General features: G+C 41.2%; 27 protein-coding genes. 12 read left to right on the forward strand and 15 right to left on the reverse strand.

The genetic code is table 11. The features are described 5' to 3' along the window. The first annotated feature begins 278 nt into the window (after nt 1-278). Nucleotides 279-653 (forward strand): helix-turn-helix domain-containing protein, encoded by a 375-nt coding sequence (locus tag BKG94_RS00845; protein ID WP_077433296.1) that lies wholly within the window; start codon nt 279-281, stop codon nt 651-653. A gap of 191 nt (nt 654-844) precedes the next feature. On the opposite strand, the gene xseA is transcribed toward BKG94_RS00845, so the two are convergent. Genes xseA through BKG94_RS00860 form a run of 3 tightly spaced genes read right to left on the reverse strand, consistent with a single transcriptional unit; the run spans nt 845 to nt 3,688 of the window. Then, nucleotides 845-2,164: an exodeoxyribonuclease VII large subunit gene (xseA, locus tag BKG94_RS00850; RefSeq protein WP_077434086.1), complete on the reverse strand. Its 1,320-nt coding sequence runs from the start codon at nt 2,162-2,164 to the stop codon at nt 845-847. After that, nucleotides 2,157-3,377, reverse strand: coding sequence for a ribosomal protein uL16 3-hydroxylase (locus tag BKG94_RS00855; protein ID WP_077433298.1), 1,221 nt, complete (start codon nt 3,375-3,377; stop codon nt 2,157-2,159). Before BKG94_RS00855 ends, xseA begins: the two co-directional genes overlap by 8 nt. Continuing rightward, entirely contained in the window at nt 3,374-3,688 is a 315-nt protein-coding gene (locus BKG94_RS00860) for an RnfH family protein (RefSeq protein WP_077433300.1), read from the reverse strand. Before BKG94_RS00860 ends, BKG94_RS00855 begins: the two co-directional genes overlap by 4 nt. Nucleotides 3,689-3,853: 165 nt before the next feature. Here BKG94_RS00860 and pth point away from each other — a divergent pair, with 165 nt between their 5' ends. The 6 genes from pth (at nt 3,854) to BKG94_RS00890 (ending at nt 10,228) form a co-directional block, all read left to right on the forward strand. Next, on the forward strand, nt 3,854-4,438 hold the full coding sequence (gene pth / locus BKG94_RS00865) for an aminoacyl-tRNA hydrolase (RefSeq protein ID WP_077433302.1): 585 nt from the start codon (nt 3,854-3,856) through the stop codon (nt 4,436-4,438). A 48-nt stretch (nt 4,439-4,486) separates the two neighbouring features. Then, entirely contained in the window at nt 4,487-5,578 is a 1,092-nt protein-coding gene (gene ychF, locus BKG94_RS00870; protein WP_077433304.1) for a redox-regulated ATPase YchF, read from the forward strand. A 65-nt stretch (nt 5,579-5,643) separates the two neighbouring features. Further along, on the forward strand, nt 5,644-6,564 hold the full coding sequence (locus BKG94_RS00875; protein ID WP_077433306.1) for a homocysteine S-methyltransferase family protein: 921 nt from the start codon (nt 5,644-5,646) through the stop codon (nt 6,562-6,564). A gap of 28 nt (nt 6,565-6,592) precedes the next feature. After that, nucleotides 6,593-7,174 (forward strand): uracil-DNA glycosylase family protein, encoded by a 582-nt coding sequence (locus BKG94_RS00880; RefSeq protein WP_077433308.1) that lies wholly within the window; start codon nt 6,593-6,595, stop codon nt 7,172-7,174. 26 nt (nt 7,175-7,200) lie between these two features. Next, nucleotides 7,201-8,616: a basic amino acid/polyamine antiporter gene (locus tag BKG94_RS00885; RefSeq protein ID WP_077433310.1), complete on the forward strand. Its 1,416-nt coding sequence runs from the start codon at nt 7,201-7,203 to the stop codon at nt 8,614-8,616. A gap of 304 nt (nt 8,617-8,920) precedes the next feature. Continuing rightward, complete coding sequence (locus BKG94_RS00890; RefSeq protein WP_077433312.1) at nt 8,921-10,228, forward strand: nucleobase:cation symporter-2 family protein; 1,308 nt, start codon at nt 8,921-8,923, stop codon at nt 10,226-10,228. A gap of 37 nt (nt 10,229-10,265) precedes the next feature. Here BKG94_RS00890 and BKG94_RS00895 read toward each other — a convergent pair whose 3' ends face one another. From BKG94_RS00895 to BKG94_RS00910, 4 genes are all read right to left on the reverse strand, one after another. Next, the gene (locus tag BKG94_RS00895) at nt 10,266-10,727 is read right to left on the reverse strand and encodes a threonine/serine exporter family protein (protein WP_077433314.1); all 462 of its coding nucleotides are present in this window, start codon (nt 10,725-10,727) and stop codon (nt 10,266-10,268) included. 4 nt (nt 10,728-10,731) lie between these two features. After that, the gene (locus BKG94_RS00900; RefSeq protein WP_077434088.1) at nt 10,732-11,502 is read right to left on the reverse strand and encodes a threonine/serine exporter family protein; all 771 of its coding nucleotides are present in this window, start codon (nt 11,500-11,502) and stop codon (nt 10,732-10,734) included. A gap of 123 nt (nt 11,503-11,625) precedes the next feature. After that, nucleotides 11,626-12,888 carry an HlyC/CorC family transporter gene (locus BKG94_RS00905; RefSeq protein WP_077433316.1) on the reverse strand — a complete coding sequence of 421 codons (1,263 nt, stop codon included), beginning with the start codon at nt 12,886-12,888 and terminating at the stop codon, nt 11,626-11,628. Between the two features lie 79 nt (nt 12,889-12,967). Continuing rightward, nucleotides 12,968-13,753: a cytochrome C assembly family protein gene (locus BKG94_RS00910; protein ID WP_077433318.1), complete on the reverse strand. Its 786-nt coding sequence runs from the start codon at nt 13,751-13,753 to the stop codon at nt 12,968-12,970. A gap of 139 nt (nt 13,754-13,892) precedes the next feature. Here BKG94_RS00910 and ffh point away from each other — a divergent pair, with 139 nt between their 5' ends. The 3 genes from ffh to BKG94_RS00925 all read left to right on the forward strand — a co-directional run bounded on the left by ffh (nt 13,893) and on the right by BKG94_RS00925 (nt 16,795). After that, nucleotides 13,893-15,281, forward strand: a complete 1,389-nt coding sequence (ffh, locus tag BKG94_RS00915; protein ID WP_077433320.1) for a signal recognition particle protein — start codon at nt 13,893-13,895, stop codon at nt 15,279-15,281. Nucleotides 15,282-15,454: 173 nt separating this feature from the next. Next, nucleotides 15,455-15,793, forward strand: a complete 339-nt coding sequence (locus BKG94_RS00920; protein WP_077433322.1) for a hypothetical protein — start codon at nt 15,455-15,457, stop codon at nt 15,791-15,793. A 72-nt stretch (nt 15,794-15,865) separates the two neighbouring features. Then, nucleotides 15,866-16,795 (forward strand): AEC family transporter, encoded by a 930-nt coding sequence (locus tag BKG94_RS00925; protein ID WP_077433324.1) that lies wholly within the window; start codon nt 15,866-15,868, stop codon nt 16,793-16,795. Between the two features lie 182 nt (nt 16,796-16,977). On the opposite strand, the gene BKG94_RS00930 is transcribed toward BKG94_RS00925, so the two are convergent. The 8 genes from BKG94_RS00930 to BKG94_RS00965 all read right to left on the reverse strand — a co-directional run bounded on the left by BKG94_RS00930 (nt 16,978) and on the right by BKG94_RS00965 (nt 23,863). Then, nucleotides 16,978-17,223 (reverse strand): YgjV family protein, encoded by a 246-nt coding sequence (locus BKG94_RS00930; RefSeq protein WP_077434090.1) that lies wholly within the window; start codon nt 17,221-17,223, stop codon nt 16,978-16,980. A 123-nt stretch (nt 17,224-17,346) separates the two neighbouring features. Beyond that, a complete protein-coding gene (locus tag BKG94_RS00935; protein WP_077433326.1) occupies nt 17,347-17,676 on the reverse strand; it encodes a branched-chain amino acid transporter permease in 330 nt (109 codons plus the stop codon). Beyond that, a complete protein-coding gene (azlC, locus tag BKG94_RS00940; protein ID WP_077433328.1) occupies nt 17,673-18,395 on the reverse strand; it encodes an azaleucine resistance protein AzlC in 723 nt (240 codons plus the stop codon). Before azlC ends, BKG94_RS00935 begins: the two co-directional genes overlap by 4 nt. Continuing rightward, nucleotides 18,396-19,334: a LysR family transcriptional regulator gene (locus BKG94_RS00945; RefSeq protein ID WP_077433330.1), complete on the reverse strand. Its 939-nt coding sequence runs from the start codon at nt 19,332-19,334 to the stop codon at nt 18,396-18,398. It lies immediately after the preceding gene. Nucleotides 19,335-19,521: 187 nt separating this feature from the next. Beyond that, nucleotides 19,522-20,652: a M20/M25/M40 family metallo-hydrolase gene (locus BKG94_RS00950; RefSeq protein WP_077433332.1), complete on the reverse strand. Its 1,131-nt coding sequence runs from the start codon at nt 20,650-20,652 to the stop codon at nt 19,522-19,524. 17 nt (nt 20,653-20,669) lie between these two features. Next, nucleotides 20,670-21,140, reverse strand: a complete 471-nt coding sequence (locus BKG94_RS00955; protein ID WP_077433334.1) for a YjiG family protein — start codon at nt 21,138-21,140, stop codon at nt 20,670-20,672. Beyond that, nucleotides 21,137-21,775: a nucleoside recognition domain-containing protein gene (locus tag BKG94_RS00960; protein WP_077433336.1), complete on the reverse strand. Its 639-nt coding sequence runs from the start codon at nt 21,773-21,775 to the stop codon at nt 21,137-21,139. Before BKG94_RS00960 ends, BKG94_RS00955 begins: the two co-directional genes overlap by 4 nt. A 129-nt stretch (nt 21,776-21,904) precedes the next feature. After that, the gene (locus tag BKG94_RS00965) at nt 21,905-23,863 is read right to left on the reverse strand and encodes a site-specific recombinase (RefSeq protein WP_167377227.1); all 1,959 of its coding nucleotides are present in this window, start codon (nt 23,861-23,863) and stop codon (nt 21,905-21,907) included. Nucleotides 23,864-24,083: 220 nt separating this feature from the next. Between BKG94_RS00965 and tesB the strand changes: the two genes are divergently transcribed. Together tesB and BKG94_RS00975 are read left to right on the forward strand one after the other, a co-directional pair. After that, entirely contained in the window at nt 24,084-24,944 is an 861-nt protein-coding gene (gene tesB / locus BKG94_RS00970) for an acyl-CoA thioesterase II (protein WP_077433338.1), read from the forward strand. 17 nt (nt 24,945-24,961) lie between these two features. Then, the gene (locus tag BKG94_RS00975; RefSeq protein WP_077433340.1) at nt 24,962-25,819 is read left to right on the forward strand and encodes a ferritin-like domain-containing protein; all 858 of its coding nucleotides are present in this window, start codon (nt 24,962-24,964) and stop codon (nt 25,817-25,819) included. Nucleotides 25,820-25,834: the final 15 nt, after the last annotated feature.

A 25,834-nucleotide genomic window follows, 5' to 3' on the forward strand; every position in this document is an offset into this window, starting at 1 on the left:
ACGGTTCGGCAATATCCATTGGACTTGGTTTAAAGATAACGATTTGTGATTGATAAAACTCCCAATGCAAGAGCAAAAGCTATTTTTTTCATTAAATCCCCCAATATAGGATTATGGATTAAAGAAAAAATCATTGGTTGAGTTAAATTATAATATTACAACCTCAAGACAATCAACTATTTTTAATAAATAATAAAAAATATCACTCATTGAGTACCCAGAAATCGAATTTACTCAAACAATGAGAATAATTTTGATTTCACACAATGAGAGATAACATGGCAAGATTTACCGCAGCAGAAACTGATATCGCTATAGGCAAACGAATTCAACTCCGCCGTAAAGAATTGGGTATCAGTGCTGAAGTATTAGCTGAAAAAATTGGTGTATCACAACAACAATTTTCTCGTTATGAACGAGGAGCAACTAAAATGAATGTAAACCATTTAGTAGATATAGCTATTATTTTAGATACACCTATTGATTGGTTTTTCAGTGACAGCAAAACCTTCAACCTAGACGACAAACAACTCTATGTTCCCATACAGAATGATGCCTTGCGTTTTCGGCTTGACTACCATTGGCAACAAATGAATAGCGAACAAAAACGTGCATTAATTAACTGGCTTGACGCTATTTCCGGAGGGCAATAAAACCAACCTCAAAAGTGCTCGGTACGACTATTTTCTACTCCCCAAATTTTGAAAGGATAGCAAAATGAGCATTAAATAAAGGGCATATGGCGAAGGAAATAGGAACCAGAAAAAACAAAGTGCGGTTAATAAACCGCACTTTTTCTTAAAAATACATGACAATGACTCTATCAATCAATTTCATCTAAATTTCATACCACCCGGCTACGAATACTTCCATCAGCGAATTTTGTCGTGATCTCATCTCCTTGCTTAACGTCATTCATACTTGTGATGGTTTTTCCTTGTTCCGTTGTTGCAATGGAATAACCGCGAGCCAACACTTTCAAGGGGCTTAATCCATCTAATTTTCCACATAATATCGCCAACCTGTTTTGACGCTCCGTTAATTGGCGGCTTGCACTGAAATGTAATCGCCCTTGTAATTGCACTAATTGTTGTTGATGACGTTGGATACGATAAGGTAAGGGATTTTGTGCTAAACGCAGGGAAAGTGCGGTCAGTTTTTGCTGTGTTTTTTCCAACTGACGCTGCATCGCAAAGTGTAAACGCTGTGCAAGTTGTTCATTCTTCGTTTGTTGAATACGTAATTGATTCTGTGGATGCTGATTTTGCAAGCGTAGCATAAGCTGTTTTAATCGTTGACCTTTTTCGCTAAATAAGCGGTCAAATGCCATACCTAAACGCTGTTGCTGATGGCGGAGTTGTTGTATCAGCTCCTCTTGATTTCGGCTGACTAATTCTGCCGCAGCAGAAGGTGTTGGCGCACGGAGATCTGCAACAAAATCCGCAATAGTCACATCGGTTTCGTGTCCAACTGCGCTAATGATTGGCAAAGTTGAACGAAAAATGGCACGAGCAACAGATTCTTCATTAAAACACCACAGATCCTCTAAGGAACCGCCCCCTCGTCCGACAATCAACACATCCACTTCTTGCCGAACATTCGCCAATTCGATCATCTGGACAATCTCAGCTGCCGCCTCTTTGCCTTGCACCGCTGTCGGATAAATCACCACTTTCAAACTCGGATCACGGCGAGCCAAAATGTGCAAAATATCTTGCAATGCCGCCCCCGTGGATGAGGTGATCACCCCGACGGCTCGACTAAAGTGCGGTAAATTTTTCTTAAGATTTTGAGCAAAGAGTCCTTCTGCCGCAAGTTTCATTTTCAGCGCTTCAAATTGCTGTTGCAATAAGCCTTCGCCTGCCGGGTGCATGGATTCAATGATGAGTTGATAATCACCACGCGGTTCGTATAAGCTCACATTCGCTCGCACCAAAACCTGCATACCATTTTGCGGACGAAACGCCACACGCAAATTTTTCATCCGAAACATGGCACAACGCACCTGGGCATTTTCATCTTTTAACGTGAGATACCAATGCCCCGACACCGGTTGGGTAAAATTAGAAATTTCCCCCGTCAGCCAAATCTGGGAAAAATGGCTTTCCAACATTTGGCGTGCCGCATTGTTAAGTTGGGATACGGAATAAATATTCTCAGACATATTCATCTAATAATGCCCAGCCATCGTCTAGCCAGTTACAAATTGAATCTAACAATAATTCCATTGCGGTTTCCGGCTCTTCCGTTTCGTTCGTTAAATCCGTCAAAAATTCCCAATCTAAGGACTCACCGTCTGCTAAGCGTTTCAGCACTTCCGTTTCAATCAAATTTAATTCATCTAACCATTCGCCGTTGGCATAAATGCGAAGGGGATTTTCCGTATAAAGCAACTTGCTATTATTATCCTGATAAAGTAATGCGCCCTCTTCCAGATCAGCACGCACTTCCTCAGGATCACTCATTTCTTCAGACACCAAGAGTTCATAACGGCGTGAACTCACCGCTGTGGCTACTGCTTGTTTGAATAATTTATCAAAGGCTTCAGAATGAGCAAGTTTATCCAACAGTTGTTGTTTCATCATCTGAATGTTTTCATCGGCAAGTTTTCCGCTACGCTGCGCCGATTGCGTTAAACGAAGCGGCAAATCAAATTCGCTTAAATTCAAATCCGGATCTTGATGACAAAAGCCTTTACTGATGCCATCAATCAAATGAGTCAAATTCGGGTAACGCAAACCAAAGGAAAAGGTTAAGCAATCATCTTCCGCTACGCCATAATGCGCCATACGGGCAGGAACATAGAGAATATCGCCCGGATTCATCACTTCATCAATCACTAAACCGCCCATATCGTCAAAGATACGAATAGGTTGATTCGGTTTAAATTCCGTGCTGGAATCACACCATTTTCCTAACTGCCAGCGACGGCGACCATAGCCTTGCACTAAAAACACATCATACTCGTCATAATGTTTGCCCACCGAGCCGCCTTTGGGTGCATAAGACACCATAATGTCATCCCGTTGCCATTGGGGAATAAAACCAAATTTGTTCCAAAGCTGCCCCAATTCCGCTGACCATTGTTCCAGATTTTGTACAAGCACCGACCACTTCTGCGGTAAATGTTTAAAATCCTGTTCCGTTAGAGGACTGAAAAATACTTTCCAATCATCATCGGCAAAGGTTTTCACCAAACGTGCGGTGGCGTCTTCATTTTGCGCCAGCTCAATAATATCTTGCGGTTCAAACTGCCCGACGATTTCAGGCAAACCATTGCGGATAATCAGAGGCTTTTTCTGCCAATAATCCCGCAAGAAAATTTCAGGGGTGATAGACTCCGGTAAACAAAAATCGGTTGGGGAAAGTGCGGTCATTTTTGGACTCCTTTTTCTTTATTGGCTTGAGCGGCTTGTTCTGCGGCACGTTTACGGCGGATTTCTTTTGGATCGGCCAGTAAGGGACGATAAATTTCAATGCGATCGCCCTCTTTCAATATATCGGTTAATTTTGCCGGGCGGCTAAAAATGCCGACTTTATTTTCACGCAAGTCAATCTCGGTAAATTGTTGCAAAATACCGGATTGCAAAATAGCGGTTTGCACCATTGTGCCTTCTTCTACCTGAAAAGCTTTTAAATAATAGCGCTCCGGCAAGGCATAGGCGATTTCAATATTAATCTGGCTCATCATGGATTTCTTCGTCTTAAAATTTTGGGCTATTATAACGGAAAAGAGCGGTCACAAAAAACAACGTTTTTGAATGTTAGTCGGCGTGTTTGTATTGGCATTATAGATTGAGAAATTAGCTGCATTTCGCTACAATACGCCACTATTTTTTAATCATTACGCAATATGTCTGAAATTAAACTCATCGTCGGACTTGGCAATCCCGGGGATAAATATGCCGAAACACGCCATAATGCCGGTGAATGGTTGGTAGAACGTTTAGCCCATCGTTTCAATACCACGCTTAATCCTGAAAACAAATTCTTCGGTAAAACCGCCCGCACTTTGGTGAACGGAAAAGAAGTCCGTTTGCTTGTGCCTAGCACCTTTATGAATTTAAGCGGTAAAGCGGTGGCAGCCTTGAGCGGATTTTATCGTATCAAACCGGAAGAAATCTTGGTGATTCACGATGAACTGGATTTACCGCCGGGTAGCGCAAAACTTAAACTGGGTGGCGGACACGGTGGACATAACGGCTTGAAAGACATTGTGGCAAAATTGGGAAATAACAACAATTTCCATCGTTTACGTTTAGGCATCGGACACCCCGGACATCGTGATTTGGTTGCCGGTTATGTGCTGAACAAACCTTCGCCAAGCGATCGTCAAGCCCTTGAAAAAGCCCTTGATGAAGCAACGGATTGCGTGGAAATGATTTTTAAAGACGGCATCGTAAAAGCTACCAACCGTTTAAATAGTTTTAAAATTTAAAAGTGCGGTCATTTTCGCAACTTTTTTGATTCAATATAAGGAAAAATTATGGGATTCAAATGTGGTATCGTAGGTTTGCCAAACGTCGGTAAATCTACCCTTTTTAACGCACTCACCAAAGCCGGCATTGAAGCGGCAAATTATCCATTCTGTACTATCGAACCCAACACCGGTGTTGTACCAATGCCGGATCCCCGTCTCGATGCCCTTGCTGAAATCGTTAAACCGGAACGTGTACTCCCAACTACAATGGAATTTGTGGATATCGCAGGTTTAGTGGCAGGCGCCAGTAAAGGCGAAGGCTTGGGCAATAAATTCTTAGCCAATATTCGTGAAACCGATGCGATTGGTCATGTTGTTCGCTGTTTTGAAAATGACGATATTGTTCACGTGGCGGGAAAAATCGATCCGTTAAACGATATTGAAACCATCAATACCGAGCTTGCCCTTGCCGATTTGGATAGTTGCGAGCGTGCCATTCAACGTTTACAAAAACGTGCCAAAGGCGGCGATAAAGAGGCAAAATTTGAACTTTCTGTGATGGAAAAAATTCTTCCTGTGCTTTCTGAAGCGGGCATGATTCGTTCTGTTCCCCTTGATAAAGAAGAACTCCATGCGATTAAAAGCTATAACTTCCTCACCCTAAAACCAACCATGTATATCGCCAATGTGAATGAAGACGGTTTTGAAAACAATCCGTATCTTGACAAGGTTCGTGAGTTTGCCGAAAAAGAAGGATCGGTGGTTGTGCCGGTTTGTGCCGCCATTGAAGCGGAAATTGCGGAATTGGAAGATGAAGAAAAAACAGAATTTCTACAAGATTTAGGCATTGAAGAACCGGGCTTAAACCGAGTGATTCGTGCCGGTTACGCCTTGTTAAATCTGCAAACCTATTTCACTGCCGGTGTAAAAGAAGTGCGTGCTTGGACAGTTTCCGTCGGAGCCACCGCACCAAAAGCCGCTGCCGTTATTCACACGGATTTCGAAAAAGGCTTTATTCGTGCCGAAGTCATCGCCTATAAAGATTTTATCCAATTCAAAGGGGAAAATGGCGCAAAAGAAGCGGGCAAATGGCGTTTAGAAGGGAAAGATTACATTGTACAAGACGGCGATGTGATGCACTTCCGTTTCAACGTATAAATTTCATCAAACACGACCGCACGCTTAAAGTGCGGTCTTTTTTTAGAAAATTTAAGGAAAGCAAAATGTCAAACATCATCATTTTAGACGGTGGTATGGGACGTGAGTTGGCGCGCCGTAAAGCGCCTTTTCAGCAGCCGGAATGGTCGGCACTCGCCCTCTATCAACAGCCAAGTGCCGTTCAATCCGTGCATGAGGATTTTATCAAAAGTGGCGCACAAGTAGTTACCACCAACAGTTATGCCGTCGTGCCTTTTCATATTGGAGAGCAACGTTTTCAGGCGGATGGAAAAATGTTGGCGGATCTTGCCGGGCGTTTAGCTAAAAGTGCGGTTGAAAATTCAGCTGTTTCTCAGATCAAAATTGCCGGCTCAATTCCGCCATTATTCGGTTCTTACCGTTTCGATTTATACCAACCCCAGCGGGTGCAAGAGGTGGCTCAACCGATCATTGATGGACTTTCGCCTTATGTGGATTTCTGGCTATGCGAAACCCAAAGTTCGGCGACCGAACCTCAAGCGATTAAACCTTTGTTGCCAAAAGATGATCGTCCACTCTGGGTTTCTTTCACTTTACAAGACGATGAACCTACTGATGTTCCTCGTTTACGCTCCGGTGAAACCGTGCAAAGTGCGGTTGAAAAAATGGTTGAATTAGGCGTGGAAGCGATTTTGTTTAACTGTTGCCAACCTGAAGTGATTCAACAGGCGTTGCTCGTCACACAGGAAACGTTGAAAACCCGTCATGCCACAAATATTCGTATCGGCGCTTACGCCAATGCCTTTCCGCCCCAACCCAAAGATGCTACGGCAAATGACGGGCTTGATGAAATCCGAGAAGATCTCAATCCACAACAATATCTCCTTTGGGCTGAAAAATGGGCTGAAAGCGGTGCGACCATTATTGGCGGTTGTTGTGGCATTGGTCCCGAACATATCAAAGCATTAGCGGAAAAATTTGGCGAGGCTTATACCAGTGAACCTTAACCATAAAATGAGATAAATTAAACAGATTATGCAAACGATCAATCAAATCAAAACAGCGATTATCAATGATCCTCAAAATCAAGATTTCACCGCTCGCCATATTGAACCGCTTTTTGCCGCCCCTCGCACGGCACGTATTAATATTGTCGGTCAGGCGCCCGGTTTAAAAGCGGAACAAACCCGCCTTTATTGGAACGACAAAAGCGGGGATCGCCTGCGCGAATGGCTAGGGGTTGATCGTGATATGTTTTATCATTCAGGGCTATTTGCGGTAATCCCCATGGATTTTTATTATCCGGGAAAAGGTAAATCGGGCGATTTACCCCCACGCAAAGGCTTTGCGGAAAAATGGCATCCTCAACTTTTAGCTATTTTGCCCAATATTGAACTGACGATTTTGATCGGGCAATATGCGCAAAAATATTATTTACCGAAAAATACATTAAATGTGACGAAGACAGTGAAAATCTACCGTGAATTTCTACCGCACTTTTTTCCTTTAGTTCACCCTTCACCACGCAATCAACTTTGGCTACAAAAAAATCCATGGTTTGAACAAGAAGTGATTCCAACATTACAACAATATGTGAAAACCATTCTATCCATTTAATTTTTATTATTTTTTAGGAAAGCATTATGTCAAACAAAAAAATTGGCTTACTGTCTCTGACTGCATTAGTGTTAAGCTCAATGATTGGCTCGGGTATTTTCAGCCTACCACAAAATATGGCAGAAGTAGCGGGGTCGGAAGCGCTCATTATTGGTTGGACGATTACCGGTATCGGGATTATTTTTCTCGGTCTCTCCTTCTTTTTCATTTCCCGTCTTCGTCCAGACTTAGACGGCGGCATTTACACCTATGCACGGGAAGGCTTTGGCGAACTCATGGGGTTTATGTCCGCCTGGGGTTATTGGCTCTGCGCCACGATCGGTATTGTGGGTTATTTAGTGGTCGCCTTTGAGGGCATTGGCACCTTTACCGATAGCCCAAATACAGTTATTTTTGGGCAAGGAAATACCATCGCCTCATTTATTGGTTCTTCTATTATTGTTTGGCTGGTGCATATTCTAATCGCCAGAGGAATAAAAGAAGCGGCGACAGTGAACCTTATTGCCACCTTTGTGAAAGTTTTTCCGCTTATCTTGTTTATCTTGCTTGCTATATGGTATTTCAACCCCGAAACCTTTAGCCATGATGTAAAAGCAACTGCGTTAAATAACAATGTATCAGACCAAGTAAAAAATACTATGTTGATTACTCTTTGGGTGTTTAGCGGTGTGGAAGGCGCGGCGGTGCTATCGGCACATGCAAAAAAACGTTCCGATGTAGGACTTGCCACTGTATTAAGTATTTTGATCGCCCTTGCACTTTATGTTTCAATCACCGTGCTTTCATTAGGGATTTTACCCCGTGAAACTATTGCTATGATGCCGAATCCCTCCATGGCTGGGCTACTTGAACACATGATTGGTAGCACGGGCAAAATCATTATTACCGCCTGCTTGATTGTGTCTGTACTCGCGTCTTACATCAGTTGGACAATGTTCTCTACCGAAGTACCTTATCGTGGTGCAAAAAACGGCGCCTTCCCGAAAATTTTAGACAAACGCAATGAAAACAATACGCCAATTCATTCCCTCTGGTTTACCGGATTGGTCGTGCAACTTTGTTTATTATTAGTTTTACTCACAGGGAAAAGTTATAACGCCTTATTATTGATCTCCACCTCAATGATTTTAGTGCCTTATTTTTTAATTGGCGCATATTTATTAAAACTCTCCATTCAACAAAATTCTCCTTGGTATATTAAGCTCACCGGCTTTATGGCATCTCTTTATGGCTTATGGATTCTATACGCCGCTGGGCTGGATTATTTGTTGCTTTCCGTTCTGCTTTATGTGCCGGGAATTGGGTTATTTTTATATTCCCACTATCAATACCAAGGCGGAAAATTCAATCTGAACAAATGGGAAAAATTAGTGCTCGCCATCATTGCAGTGCTCTTTATTTGGGCGGTTTATAATGCCTTTACCAATGTCAATTGGGGTTAGGCAATTCATTAAGTGCGGTCAAAAATCAGTATAATTTTCGGTATTATGTAGCAGTTGCACAAATCTGTTTTTTGTTCACTTGTAGGGACACACTGCGCGTGTCCGAATTTTAACCTATTGAAATAACTTGATTTTATAACGGACACACGCAGTGTGTCCCTACGTCTCTTGAAATTTCTATTTTATGCATTTGCCACATAATACCGATGATTTTGACCGCACTTTCATTTCACAAAAGCAAACGTTTTCCTTTACCCTGCTTTAGCGTATAATTCGCGCTTTCTTTTACATAAGGACCCAAAATATGAATAATCAACTCCTCTACTCCGTTGAAGATAAACCTCCTTTTGGATTGAGTTTATTGCTTGCCGCACAACATTTATTAGCGGCACTCGGAGGCATTATCGCTGTACCCTTGGTGATCGGTAATGTTTTAAAACTCCCCACCGAAGACACCATCACGTTAGTCAATGCGGCATTGTTAATTTCCGGCGTGGTCACGGTGATTCAATGCCGTGGATTAGGTCCAATCGGTATTCGCTTACCCAGCGTGATGGGAACCAGTTTTACCTTTGTTGCTGCAGCTCTTGCCATTGGTTTTAGTGATTATGGTGTTGCCGGGATTTTAGGAGCGTCTTTAGTCGGGTCTTTAGTGATGATTATCGGCAGCTTTTTTATGCCTTATATTCGTAAACTTTTCCCACCCGTTGTCACCGGCACAGTGGTGATGATGATCGGTCTGAGCTTAATTCCCGTTGCGGTAGATTGGTTTGCCGGCGGTCAACGTGGCGATGCGCAATATGCCACGCCGGAAAATTTGATGATGGCAAGTTTTGTGTTGGTTATCGTGGTCGCCTTGGTTCAATGGGGCAAAGGCATTTTCTCTGCCGCAGCCATTGTAATAGGGATGATGACCGGCTACGTCCTTTGCCTTATTTTAGGTTGGGTTAATTTTGATGGCGTGGCAAACGCCCAAACCTTCGCAGTTCCTCAACCCCTTCATTTTGGGCTTGCTTTCCCTATTTCAGGTATTATCGGAATGTCCATTGCTTATTTGGTCACCATCGTTGAATCTAGCGGTAATTTCCTAGCACTGGGTAATGCTACCAATACTGAAATTACCGGTAAACATTTACGAGGCGGTGTACTGGCTGACGGTTTAGGTTCAGCATTGGCGGCGATTATGTCCACCACGCCCTTTTCTTCTTTCTCACAAAATATCGGCGTGATCTCTTTAACCGGCGTAGCAAGCCGTCATGTGGTCGCATTAACCGGCGTATTATTGGCATTAGCAGGGCTATTCCCTGTATTTGGCGCATTAATCGTGTCCATTCCATTACCGGTACTCGGCGGTGCGGGTTTAATGATGTTTGCGATGATTATTGCTGCTGGGATTCAGATGTTAGACAAAGTGGAACGCAGCAAACGCAACGGATTAATTATTGCCATTTCAATCGGTTGTGGATTAGCAGTCACCACCCGTCCGGAATTGCTTGATAAACTCCCACACTTTTTCAAAGAGGTATTAGGATCTGGTATTACGGTGGGATCATTACTGGCATTGATATTGAACTTAATCTTGCCGGAAGATAAGGAAATTACAAAAGAATAGTAAGAGAAAAAACACGCAATGATGCGTGTTTTTTGTTTTACACCACCGGTTTCTGACGATAAAAAATCAAGCCCGGCAAAGCAAGCCCAAAAACCAATGCGCCTAAAATAAAGGCGGTGTTGATAAATGAGCTGATCATTTGTTCCAAGAGTTCGTGGGAATAACCGTAGTGATGAATTTGTACGATGGAAATCATCGCTTTATAGGCATAAACACCCGGAATCATAGGAATAATCGCAGCCACCGTAAATGCTTTTGGATGCGCCAAATAACGGTGCGATAAATGCACGCCGATAAAGCCGATAACACAAGTGGCAAAAAAAGTTGCAAAGACAATAGGTACATTAATGTGTAAAAGTAATGTGCGTGTGACATGCCCTAACGCCCCTAAAACAGCACAATATTTTAATGCCTTAGGCGGCACATTAAAGGCTAAGGCAAAACCCACCGCAGGAATGGCGGCAAACACCATATCATCAAGTAAACTCAATAGAAACATCGTTTTAATGCCCCCAGGTTGTAATATGCAACACACTCAATGCCAACACAATACCAAGGCACGCTCCAAAAGTCAGAACTGTCGCAATCGTCCAACGCCCTAACCCCATATTGACATAGCCTTTTAAAATATCTGCCAAGGAATTAATTAAGGGGAATCCCGGCACAAGCAACAATACGCTGGAAGCTAAGGCGATTTGCGGATCGTTTCCCCATTGATATTTCAAACTGATACCGGAAATGAGTGATGCCACAAATGCCGTAATCGCAAACACAATAATCGGATTATAATGACGCTTAGATAATTCTTGCCGAACAAACATCGCCACCGCAGAAGCCAAAAAAGTCATCAGACAAATCAGCCAATCGCCTCCCGATAAATGAGCAAAAGACGCACAAGATAATCCAATCATCAACACCACTAAAGCGCGATGATATTTTAGGGGTGTCAGCTTATCCAATTTCTTCTGTACAAGCTCTAAATTATATAATTTGTGCTCCACGGCAATGACAATACGCTGCACATCAGTGACCATCTGCATATTAATTCCTTTATCGGTACTTTTTCGAACGGTTGTAATACAGTGCTGATTTGAAAGTGTGGTAATCACCACGGCATTTGCCGTCAGGGCACATTCCACACTCTCAACACCGAGCGCCACGCCTAATCGCTGCGTCATTTGAACCACCACAGCACTTTCCGCTCCATGCTGTAATAGCAATAATGCTGTTTGTACACAAACACGTGTTACCCCACGCTGATATGCCTGTTCCATCATTACTCTCATACCTAAAACGAATGAGGAAAATTATAGATGGCTTAGGAAAAAAGGGTAAAAAAACAAACCGCACTTATGATCCAGGTCAAAAGTGCGGTTTAATTTTATGTTGTTTCTAATTTACAGTTTAACAACCTTCGCTTGCTTAATCATATTGTCTGCCACTTCTAGAATCGTTATTTGCAGCCCTTCGATTTCGCAAAGCGTACCCTCGTCAGGGATTTCTTCAAGATGTTCTAGAATGAGTCCGTTGAAAGTGCGGGCATCTTCAGTATCCAAGCCCCAACCGAACAGTTTATTCAGGTCCCGTAGATTAGCAGATCCGTCAATAATGATTGAACCATCAGATTGTGGCGTAACTTCCTCGTGAATACTCGGAGCGGTGGAAGTAGTAAAATCACCAACAATTTCTTCCAAAATATCTTCCAATGTAACCAATCCTTTAATATCGCCATACTCATCGACCACAAGCCCAATACGCTCTTTATTGGTACGGAAATTAGCCAACTGCGTTTTTAACGGCGTTCCTTCCGGAATAAAATAGACCTCGTCGGCCGCTCGAATAAGGGTTTCTTTAGTAAACTCATTTTTCTCAAGTAACAATCGAAATGCCTCACGCACACGCAAAATACCAAGTACATTTTTATCGAGGCTACCTTTATACAGTACTACACGATTATGTGCCGCATGATTAAGCTGACGCATAATGGCTTTCCAATCATCGTCAATATCAATACCGCCAATTTCATTGCGTGGTACCATAATATCGTCCACCGTGACCGTTTCCATATCCAAAATGGAAAGCAACATTTGCGGGTGTTGCTCGCCCGGTGTTGCTTCTCCTGCTTCACTCACGATACTACGTAACTCTTCGCTACTAATCACCTGTTTTTGCATTTCCGGCTTTAATCCCATCATTTTCATTAACAGCGTGGTAAATAAATTCATAAACCACACCACCGGATAAAAAATCTTAATCAGTACATTCAAAATATGGCTAGATAAAAAAGCAACTTTTTCAGGGTGAAGCGCAGCAACTGTTTTAGGGAAAATTTCAGAAAAGACAAGCATCACAAAGGTTAGTAATCCCGTTGCAATTGCTACACCGGCATCGCCATAAAGACGCATCCCGATCATCGTTGCAATGGCGGATGCGCTAATGTTTACTAAATTGTTAAAAATAAGAATGAAGCTCAATAAGGTATCGGGCTTTTCTAATAATTTCTCGGCTTTTTGCGCCCCTTTATTGCCTTGTTCGGCAAGATAACGCATTCGATATTTATTCAGAGAAAGTAAGCCGGTTTCGGAGCTTGAAAAGTAAGCGGATAAAACTAAACAGATAATGAGTGTAATAAATAACGTACTAAGGGGAATACTGTCCAAGAGAGAATCCTTTTGTTAGTTAAACAAGAGTTGAATAAAAATCCAACGATAAAGGCGAACCTCTGCTCGCCCTTATTGACTAAATTAACCGACTACCGAAGTAGGCAATTGTGAGCAAAATAATACCTGAAATAGCATAAAAAATCATCCTTTTTCCACGCCAGCCTAGACGCCAGTGTCCGAAAAGCGCTACACCAAAAACAACCCAAGCCAAGAATGAGAAAACGCCTTTATGGATATTTTCTGCGGTTAATGCATTTATAGAATGGTAGATACCTGAAATTAATGTCAGAGTCAGTAATAATTCACCTGCGGCAAACACTCGATAAAAATGCCGTTCAACCGTAATCAAAGAAGGGATTACCGGTGAAAATGCGGTTTTTTTCGCTTTCAAACTACGATCTATCCAAGCGACTTGAATGGCGTATAACGTTGCAATAAAGCATACGGCATAAGTAAAAATAGATAATCCGATATGAAATAACATCGCCGGCTCCTGATCCAACAACTGAATCATATGGCTCGGAATAAATGTCGCCAAAACCAAGTTAAAAATAGAGAAAGAAAACACAATCGGTAACAAAAACCACATAGAATTTACCACCAACATAGCCAATATTGCCAAAATCGCAATGTTTACGCTCATTAATGAGCTGATTTCAACTAAGCTAAACTTACGTTCTAAGGCTAATTCCTGTAATGCAGGATAAAGACTTATGAGATGGAATACGACGGCTAAAAGTGCGGTCAAAAAGAACAATGTTTTTTTCGGACGGCGTTTTTCGTTATCCGAAGAATTAAGCAATGGCGCAATCATTAATGCGCTAATTAAATAAAACAAAATCGAAAAAACGGCAAACCACATAATCGTTGTCTCTTGTTAGGAATTGTTATTATTTTAGCGTTCTGATTCCGAATTCGCTATAAATTTATTTGAAATGATGAAAAACGCCTAGATTTCGGTATAATCACGGCAATTTTTGATGAAAAAAACAGGATTAAGAATGTTCGAGAATTTATCTGATCGCCTTTCGAAAACCCTACGTAATATCACGGGGAAAGGTCGTTTAACGGAAGATAATATTAAAGAAACCCTACGTGAAGTGCGTATGGCATTGTTGGAAGCCGATGTAGCATTACCGGTGGTGCGTGAATTTATCGCAAAAGTAAAGGAAAGCGCATTAGGCGAAGAAGTTAATAAAAGTTTAACCCCGGGGCAAGAATTCTTAAAAATCGTACAACGTGAGCTTGAAAAAGCCATGGGGGAAGCAAATGAAAGCTTAAATCTTGCCACCCAGCCCCCGGCAGCCATTTTAATGGCGGGTTTACAAGGTGCAGGGAAAACCACCAGCGTGGGAAAATTGGCAAAATTCTTGCGTGAACGCCATAAAAAGAAAGTATTGGTCGTCTCTGCTGACGTGTACCGCCCTGCGGCAATCAAACAATTGGAAACGTTGGCACAATCCGTAGGCGTGGATTTCTTCCCATCAGATGTCAAACAAAATCCGGTAGAAATTGCCAAAGCCGCCCTTTCAGAAGCCAAACTCAAATTCTACGACGTTCTCATCGTGGATACTGCCGGTCGCCTACATGTGGATAGCGAAATGATGGATGAAATCAAACAAATCCACAGTGCGTTAAATCCAATCGAAACCCTCTTTACTGTTGATGCGATGACGGGGCAAGATGCGGCAAACACCCCCAAAGCGTTTAATGAAGCATTACCGCTCACCGGCGTAATCCTCACCAAAGTAGATGGCGATGCCCGTGGCGGGGCGGCATTGTCAATCCGTCAAATTACCGGCAAACCGATAAAATTCCTTGGTGTGGGGGAAAAAACCGATGCTCTTGAGCCATTCCACCCGGATCGTGTTGCCTCTCGTATTTTAGGCATGGGTGATGTGCTTTCCCTTATCGAAGATCTCGAACGTTCGGTAGATCGTGAAAAAGCGGAAAAAATGGCACAAAAATTCAAGAAAGGCGATGCCTTTACCCTTGATGATTTCCGCGAACAACTCATCGAAATGAAAAAAATGGGCGGTATGATGTCGATGCTGGAAAAACTCCCCGGCGCGAAGAATTTACCGGATCATGTGAAAAACCAAGTGGACGATAAAATGTTCATCAAAATGGAAGCGATCATTAACTCTATGACTTTAAAAGAGCGTGCCAATCCCGACATTATCAAAGGTTCCCGCCGTCGCCGCATTGCATTAGGCTCCGGCACACAAGTGCAAGATGTAAACAAATTGCTCAAACAATTTGATGAAATGCAGCGTATGATGAAAAAAATGCGTAAAGGCGGAATGTCGAAAATGATGCGGGGTATGCAAGGTCTAATGGGCGGAGGCTTGGGCGGTCTTGGTGGTTTAGGGGGAATGTTTAAACGTTAAAAAATTCACCCCTACAAAAAACTAAGTGCGGTTGAAAAACACAGCGTTTTTTAACCGCACTTTTTCATTTCTTCTTGATCTCGATCAAACCAATACCCGCTTTTTAGTATGGGTTTTACGCCTCTTCAACTTTATACTGCACTCATATTCAACTTTTCTTATAAAATTTCAACATGAGTGATAATCCATTTAAAGCTCGCTGGTCTATGCAAGGCAATACTTTATGTTTAGGACATTGGGACATTTCTTATCTTGATTTACCCATTACTCTACCTCGCGAACGCCGTGATCAAGATATGGGCACGGAAAATATTTATAATTTTATGGATCCTGAAGATGAACTTTATCGAGAAGGATTAGGGGAAGATGAATGGATTGTCGAAAATATTGAATGGCTTTCCGATGTTTTTATTGAACACAACATTCCATTGGAAGAAAGTACCATGCGGGCTTTTTATCAAGCAGTAAATAAAGAAGATTGGCGTTGTGGCAGTTGCGGTGGTTGTATTTAGAACAAATTATTTTGCCCTTTCTCATCATCTGTAGTTTAATAACTCAATATTTTTCTTTGCGTTAAAAAATCTATGGATATCGCATTTTTACTCGGCAGCAAAATTATTGAACTCACCCTTATCGTATTAATGGGATATGGGCTGGTAAAAACCAAACTTTTAAAATCAGAAGACAGCAAACCTCTTTCCATTATCGGGCTTTACATTATTAGCCCGGCAGTGATGATCGAAGCCTTCCAAATAGACTATACTCCTAAAATTCTCCAAGGATTAATGCTTTCTCTTGGTATGGCAGTATTTCTCCACATTATTCTTATTATCACAGGACGCATGCTAAAACGCCTGCTAAAGCTCGATCCCATTGAACACGCCACCGCTATTTATTCAAATTCAGGCAACTTGATTATTCCTATTGTGATGTCGCTTTTTGGGAAAGAATGGGTTATTTATGCCAGCTGTTTTATTGTGGTACAAACTTTTTTGTTTTGGACACATTGCCGCCTGATTATTGTCGGGAAAGGCAATTTAAGCCTGAAAGTGATGGTGAAAAATATCAATATGTGGTCAATTTTTATTGGTGTTGTGCTATTCGCCTTTCAAATAAAATTACCGGAGTTTATTAACGGCACACTTTCTTCCGTTGGCGTTTTCATCGGCCCAAATGCGATGTTAATTGCCGGAATGTTGATCGCATCTATCCCACTGCGAACGATTTTTTCATCAAAACGCATTTATTTGGTCACCGCACTTCGTTTAGTATTGATCCCTATTTTCCTCTTGGTGATTATCAAACTTTGTGGCTTTGCCGGTTGGGTCGAAAATGGCGAAACCATTGCGATGATCAGCTTTCTTGCCACGACTAGCCCTTCTGCCGCCACGGTGACGCAAATGGCCTTGATTTTCGGTAACAATGCTCAAAAAGCCAGTGCGATTTATGGCGTCACGACTTTCCTTTGCGTATTCACTATGCCGTTTGTCATCGCACTTTATCAAATGTGGTGAGATAAACAAAAAATAAGGACACACAGTGTGTCCTTACAAATAAACCCCCAATCAGGTTGCAACGGCACTATAATGCCGAGGATAGGGTAAAAAGTGCGGTCATAAAATCCGAAGGATTTTGAACGTTGGCTTTCCAACGGCTCCGAAGGAATGAATAAATCACCTCTGTGATTTATGAGTAATTATTTCAATGTTTTTGAAAGAGGCTGTTCTTTCTTCAAACGGTAAAGTTGATAAAGGTTTACACAAACAAGAAAACCATTCAGCACCGCAACAGGATAAGCATCAATAATCATACCGTAAATCACAAACAAAACGGCACCAATACTATTTACAATTCGTAAGTGAACAATTGATTTAAACAAAAATGAAGCTGCGACAAAAAATGTTGCGATATAGCCTAATAATTCAATGAAATTAAATTCCATGATATGCCCTGTTTTGAATAAAAAATGTGGGGGCATAATAAAAGATTTAAAAAGGGAGGAAAAGAGGCGAAATAAAGGCAACCGATTGCCCAATAAAGAATTTTTATTTCGCTCCTCAAAAGATTAAACGAAGACAATTTGAACCAATAGCATATAAAAAATCGTGCCTACCGCAATGGAAAGAAACATATTCTTTTTCCAAAAATGTAGCGCCAAAACCAATGCTCCGGCAAGAAAATCAGGAATACCATGATAGCCACTCAATAGATCAATATTTTTATAGCAATATACGACAAGCATTCCGAACATCGCCGCAGGTAACACTTTGCCGAGATAACGGATATATTCAGGGATTGGGCGGTTTGCAGGAAAGATCCAAAAAGGAAGAAGTCGGGTAAATTGTACTGCAAATATACAAACACCAATCGTTATAATCTGTTCCGTTAAAGTCATCTTAACGCCTCCAATTTACTTTCTATTTTAGGACGACGTAGTGTTAGAATGACCCAAATGCCAATTAAAGTTGGGATTAAAAAATGCTGTTTTCCTACGATGAGCAAAGAAACCAAAGCAATCCCTAAACCAAACAAAGAACTATCATGAGATTTTTCTTTCATCCAATTCTCAGCAAAGATCACCAAGAAAAGTGCGGTCATAGCAAACTCAACACCTTTTAAATCAACAGGTAAAATCTCTCCAAATAAATTTCCCATCGCTGCACCCAACACCCAATAAATGTGTAGATACAAGCTCACAAAAAACATATACCAGCCTTTATCTAAGTGCGCTGAAATTTTTGCCATATAATTCAATGAGAAAGATTCGTCTACTAATGAACTAATTAAATACCAACGTTTTTTACCGAGATGAACGCCGTATTTTTCTAACATAGAAATGCCATAGAAAATTTGCCTGCCACTTACCATGAGCGCCACTAACAATACACTTATCGGTGAAAAAGGCAGCACCAACGCACTGGCGGCAATAAATTCAACCGATCCGGCATAAATTAATAACGCCATCAATGTAGGGTACCAAACACCAAAACCCAGTGCTTTCATATAAATGCCATAGGCTACGCCAAGAAATAAAAATCCGGCGATCATCGGGGCACTGTAAGGTAATGCTGCTTTCGCTGCGGCACGGATAGGATGTGCTTTAGAAAAATCCATTTACTCCCTCGCTAATTCTAAAACGGACAACCCCGGTAAAGTGGAAAAACTTTGAGATTTAACGGTTTGATAAAAATCTTCCATATAAGCAAGACTTTCATCTTCTTTTCTAATGGCCGCATATAAATTGCTATACAAACCTTCTTGCGTAACTTTTCGTGCCACTACATAACCTTTTTCAAGGTATGGCAATGCCGCCCAATAAGGCACAGTAGCAATACCACGGCGACTTGCTACGAGCTGAATCATTGCGATCGTCAGTTCTGTGGTACGACGTGTGGGATTGATCCCCTTCGGTTTTAACACTTTACGCAATAGATCTAACATATCATCCGGTACGGGATAAGTTACCCATGTTTCATCGGCAAAATCCTCTGCCTCCCAAACGGCTTTTTCTGCCAAAACATGATCTTTCGAACAAATCCCCATCATTTCATAAGAAAAGAGCGGTTTAAAAATCACCTCATCATTGTCTTCGATTTCCGAAACAATGACACAGTCTGCCCGATGAGAAAGCAATAACCCCACCGGATCCGTATGAAAACCGGACACAATATCCAATTCCACCAAGCCCCAATTTTGACGAAAGGCATCCATTGCCGGCATTAACCAATCAAAGCAAGTATGACATTCCACCGCAATTCGCAGCTGCCCTGCCTCACCATGTTTAACACGAATTAAATCACGCTCCGCATCAATCACTTTTGGCATTACTTCATTGGCAAGACGAATCAAACGCTCCCCTGCTGCGGTAAAACGTAACGGATGGCTCTTGCGTTCAAACAAGGGCAAACCAAATTGATCTTCAAGGAGCTTTATTTGATGGGAAAGGGCGGATTGGGTGAGATAAACCCGTTTCGCTGCCAATGAAACACTGCCCGTTTCTTTTAAGGCGAGCAGCGTTTTAAGATGTCGAAATTCAAGAAATGTGGGCTTCATGAGTACCATTCATAAAATAATAAAAATGAATGAGCAATATGATACCGTAAAACAGGGAAAATTAAAGCTTAAGGAATCAGAACCTTTTTTCTTAGTGATATTTTCATTTTATATTAAATATAGCTACTCTGAGCATATATACAAAAATAGAGGCACCAATTGATGCCTCTATATTCTACGAGCAAATTCAAGACGGATGAGACATTAATGCATTAATTACGCCGACGACAAGATTACATTTAGGAATAACCGAATTTATCTCCAAATATTCAGTTTTCTCATGCATATTACCACCTGTTGGCCCCAAACCATCAATCGTCGGACAGCCTGCTGAGGCTGCAATATTACCATCACTTAATCCGCCTGCATCGACCCATTTTATAGGTATCGCCAATTTTTCTCCCACTTCATCAAACACCTTTTTAATTAGAGGAAGATATTTCTCATCAATCATTGGGGATTCTTTATTAATCAAAGTTTTTGTTGAAGTGACCCCTTCCACCAACGGATTTTCAAGCACGCGTTGCAAATGCTGTTCAAAAAATTCGATTGATGAGGATTTTTTATAACGCATTTCAATCATTAATGCCGCATAATCCGCAATCACATTATGCCCACTTCCTCCGTGAGTCATCACGCAATTAAACGTATGTCCGGCATCAAAATCATTCAATTGATAAAATTCAGTAATGAAATGTGCCGCTTCAACTAATGCGGAACGCCCCCGCTCAGGGCAATTTCCCGCATGAGCCGCCACACCATGAAATTCAATTTGATAGGTAACCATTCCTTTTCGAGTAGAGACCATTGAACCATCTTCCCGTGCGGGCTCCATGACAAAACAATAACGTGCTTTGCGTGCATATTCACGAATACTTTCTTTTGCATAAAGTGAGCCGTTTTCTTCGTGAGAATTTAAGTAAATCCCGATTGTGTATTTCGATAAATCTAATTCCCGAGCAATATAGAAAGACAATAATGCACCGGATTTATCATCAATCACGCCTAATGCGTTAATGCGTTCTTCTTTCCTTGTAAAAGGCACATCTTTCCCGGTTCCTAACGGAAATACCGTATCCATATGTGCAACAAAGAGAATATCGAATTTTTCCGCATCTAAACGATTACTGATAAACAAACCCGGGGCCACCTTATCGGAAGTCATAGGAATTCGTTTATGTTGTAATCCCTGTGCTTCTGCTTTTTTAATGAACCATTCCGCTACCTGATTAACGCCATCAATATCGGTCGTTGGACTTTCAATATCGGTGAGCTCTTTAAGTTCATCTAAAAATATCTCTAATTGTTCATTATTCATCATTTATTCCTTCATTGCTAAATTAATACCCGCATTAAGAACATCGCTAAATAAGCGTTAATAATGCAAATGCCAAAAAGCACCAGATAATGCTTTCCGGGTACACCTAATACCCCTAAAACACGCCCCATATATTGAACCGTAGAACCGACTAACGCCATTCCCGGAATAAGAATCGCAATATGTTGTGCGTTCAACGTACCTTCCTGAACCAAAGCTACCAAGACACCTGCGGCACCGCCCCAACTTAGAAATGCAGCGAGGAAAACCGCAATGGATTCACCCGGTAACCCCAATGGGGCCATCACAAATCCGACATATTCCCCCAATAATTTCAACAAACCGGAAGCATTTAAAATATAAATAATCACAAAAGCCATTAATACGTTAGGAATCGTACTATATATCGCGATATTCCAGCCTTTTCTTGCCCCTTCAACAAAAATATCGGTAATTAACTTTGATTCTGTATTTGTTTGTTTACTCATACCGCTACCTCATTTTCTTTTACAAACTTTTTCACATAAAGACGCATTAAATTCGCCCCAAAAACTTTAAATAGGAAAATCACACCTAATGCCATCGCAATAGATACAGGTGCAACCGCACCGGCTTTATCAGTGATTAATAAAAGAGGAGCAAAAGAAGCAAGAAAGTTTGTCAAAAATGCGCCTGCACTAAATTGAAAGGCAGAGAAAATTAACAATTCATGGTGAGTGATTTGACCTTCGTCATATAAAAACTTAGCAGTAGAACTTCCGGCATCCGTACTTTGTGTACTGGCAATAAGCGAAATGGAACAATTTCCCGGAATCCCCATTAACGGCTTAAGCACGGGACTTAGCCATTTAGACGCAGCGAGTAATGCCCCATAATGTTCAAAAATCGCCACGAATCCCAACGCCAACATCACACTGGGAATCAATGTCAAAGCAAATAAGAAACCGCCTTTTGCGCTGGTACCACCCGATGTTTTAAGCCATTCAGGAAATTGACCGGTTAATTTACTAAAATCAAAAATACCACCCCACAAATCTTTGGCAAATCCGCCAAAAAAGATAATGGCACACACTAATGAAAGCGTACCAATAATAAGGGTTTTCGTATCAATTTCTTTTTTCATACACACTCCTTAATCACAAGAAATAAAATACTGATAAGAGTGTACAATAAAAGAAATTTCAGAAATGTGATAGGTATCACAAGAACAAAAGTGCGGTTAAAATTTCTTTCGTTTTTAACCGCACTTTTCTTATTTTTCCAGTTGAACAGGTAAAAATAAACTCAACGGGCGTTGTTTGATAATTTCTACCACTTCACGCCAAATCGCCCACCAACTGGTTACTTCTGCATTTAAAGAACGTAGTGCAACCCAAAGGGTTAAAGAAAAACTCACGACCAAGTTCACTAAACCAATTAGCAAGACAAAAAGGATACATTGTAATAAGAGTGCAAAATCGAAATGTCCGCTCACCGCAATATAGCCCACATTAGCGGAAGAAAATGCCACATGGCGAATATCTAACGGCAAACCGGTTAAATATCCCACCACACCTGTTAAACCGAGCAATAGACCAAAACAAAGATTTCCAACAATAGAACCATAATTTTCGTGCATATAATTCGCTAGTTTCTCTCGCTGTTTTAAAGGCATTAGTTTCTTTAATAATGGATGGTGGCGTAAACGCATTCGTATATTCAAATAATTGCTACGATTATCAAAATATCCCGAGATAATCCCTGAACAAAATAACCATACCCCAGCGATTGCAGCAAACCATAATGTACCAGCAAAAGGATCGATACTATGTAGGTGATATTCAATCTGCTCCTGATTCATCAATGTATCTCTTGTTTGATAGGAGTAACCAAAAGCAATGATCATCGCCAAACTCATCGCAACGATCACATTACCAAATACGGCGATACTTTGGGAACGAAATACATCTACCAATAATTGTGCTAATTTTACGTTTAAACTTTTACCTTGCGGATTCTTCTCAACCGCTTCGGCAAAACGGGCAGCTGTCATCGCCGGCTGTTTCGTTGCAACGGTGAAATGCAGCATAAAAATCAAAGTAAAACCTAAACCATAATTAAGCCCTTCTGCAATGCCTTTCCAGACTTTATCATCGATAATACTGCCCAAATAGGTTTTAAATAGCGCCATCAATGCGATCAATATTCCACCACCGGCCGCAGAATAAAACATAGCAAAATATTCTTTTTTATCCCGTGTAATATAGTGTTCGCCATGATCACCGGCATTTTGAGTAATACTCCGAGCAATCAGCTTTGAACTTTGTTTCCATAAACGGGAAATACTATGCTGTTCTGCCGCGGCACGGGCAAAACAAGCCGTCAACAATAAAATGCGACGTGGTAAATAACGATTTGATACAAAAATGGCCATCAATTTTTCTAAACGTTCAAGCGTTTGTGAAAGCCGTTCCAACAAATAAGCAACATGAAGAGATGAACCCACTACAGCCCCTCGTTTTTGCAAACGTTCAATTAATTGCTGACATTGTTCGAACATCACTTGTAAATGGCTATCATCAAAAGTTTCATTTCGACGACGGGCCAACAACCAATCAACCACTTCACGATGTAATGCTACAAAAGGTGAATCGGCATTTAATAGTGAGGGTTCCATACGCATTAATTCTGGTTCCATATCTTCGGCTGCGATCCAAATAGAGAGCATCTCAATAGCAAATAGCCCTTCATTTTGAAAATGCACACGTAATCGCTCACGATCCTTTTCCGTCGTTTTACGTGCCAATACGCCAAATAACGCCCGCCATTCTCTCAACGGAACAGCATCAATCCAACGTGCATCATCTTTATCATTAAATAGCAAATAGAAAACATCACGTAAATCATTCACATCTTTGAAAGAAGGGCTAAAACGTTCATAAAGGCGATTTTTCATCTCACGCCCAAACCCCTCACGTGGTAAAATTCCGCTGCTGATAAAAATCGGATATAAACGTAAACTGCATAACCAACTACATAACAATTCCGCCACGGAACAGGCAAGTTCATGATCCTGCTTTAAAATACGTTTAATCAAACGTAAATGAGGAACAATCTGTGCCTCAGAGCTCTCACGCAAAAGCCGACAAAATCCCTCCATCAATCCAAAAGCATCATTATCGGTAATTTGTTTGCGAATAAACTGTGGCAATGTATCAGGCTTTACTATCATTGATTTCAAATTATCTCCCGTCTAATTAGAAAAGCACATTATTATACAGATTGAAAAGAAAATTGAAAAAGTGCGGTTGGTTTTGGAGGTAAATGTATGGATTTCTGAGACATTCATTAAAGTAGCATTATCCCCTTTTCACACTTCCATTCGCGCTTTTTTGGCATTCCCAAAAATCTTCGTTAAAATAACCGCACTTTTATTCAATGAGGAAGGCAAAATGTCAGAAGCGCTTAATCATTTAATTCATCTGCTTAAACTTGAACAAATTGACGATTTAATTTTTCGTGGGGAAAGCCAAGATTTAGGGCTTCGCCAAGTATTTGGCGGGCAAGTGGTGGCGCAGGCATTGTCTGCTGCAATGCAGGTTGCACCGAAAGATCGGCTTTTACATTCATGCCATGCTTATTTTCTTGCACCGGGAGAAAGCCAATATCCGATCATTTATGATGTAGAAACCTTGCGTGAAGGACGAAATTTTTCGGCCCTACGGGTGAAAGCCATTCAACATAACGAACCGATTTGTCATATCACCGCCTCCTTTCAAGTATATGAAGAGGGGTTTGAGCATCAAAATGCAATGCCTGATGTGGGACAACCTGAAAAGTTCATTGATGAAAACGCAATGATACAAAAAATGGCATCCGCCCTGCCTGAACCCTTAAAAGAGAAATTTATGGCTGAACGCCCTTTTGAGATACGGACAAAATATCTCAATAATCCGTTCAATGGAGTGAAATTACCGGCGGAACAATATTCATGGTTTAGAACACAGGGTAAGGCACCGCTTGATCTTGCCATACAGCAATGTTTGCTCGCCTATTTTTCTGATTTTCACTGTATTTTGACCGCACTTCACCCTCATGAGAAAGGTTTTTTACAACAGGGAATGAAAGTAGCAACGATTGATCATAGCATTTGGTTTCACCGTCCATTTGACTTGAATAATTGGCATCTCCATGCAATCGAAAGTAATAACGCTTTTGCTGGACGTGGGCTCGCACGAGGGCAAATTTTTTCACAAGAGGGAAAATTAATTGCAACCACACAACAAGAAGGCTTAATCCGTTATCAAAAATAACCGCACTTGAGGCAGTAATGAAAAGAGAATTTTGGCATAAGGTCACTGAAGCCTTACAAGAAACCGATCCCAACATTAAATGTACGCTTGTTAATCAACTCTATGATGAGATTTTACCGACAATATCACTCACAGAAATTGATGATTTTCCACAAATCAGCGTTAAACAAAATATTGCAGGATTCCCGGCAAAACCTATTTTAGTTGCACCCAAAGACGTCCCTAAACGTTCTTTTGCCACACAAGAAGGCTATGCGGCGACTTTGCACGCCATTGCACATATTGAGTTTAATGCGATTAATTTAGGCTTAGATGCCGCATGGCGATTCGGGGGAAATGCCCAAGAAGAATTGGGTGAAGGGCTGGCTTTTGTGAAAGATTGGTTACGTGTCGCACGTGAAGAAAGTACACATTTTAGTTTGATCAATGAGCATTTGAAAACATTAGGTTATCAATACGGAGACTTTGAAGCCCATGCCGGTTTATGGGAAATGGCACAGGCTACCGCTCACGATATTTGGGAGAGAATGGCGCTCGTTCCAAGAGTATTAGAAGCTCGTGGGTTAGATGCCACACCTGTATTACAAGAAAAAATAGCCCAGCGCAAGGATTTCGCCGCCGTTGATATTTTAGATATTATTTTGCGGGATGAAATCGGTCATGTCTATATCGGTAGTCATTGGTATCACGCGCTTTCTGCGAAACGTGGATTAGATGCAATGAAATGTTTCACTGAATTATTGCATAAATATCGTATTGTGATTTTTAAAGGCGTAATTAATACCGATGCCCGTATTCAAGCCGGTTTCACCCAATATGAATTAGATTGGATTTATGAGGTAGAACAAACATTGAAATCTTATATTCAGAAGTAAAAAGAGCGGTCAAAT

Origin of the sequence: Rodentibacter ratti (genome assembly GCF_002000485.1) — a bacterium.
GTDB lineage: Bacteria > Pseudomonadota > Gammaproteobacteria > Enterobacterales > Pasteurellaceae > Rodentibacter > Rodentibacter ratti.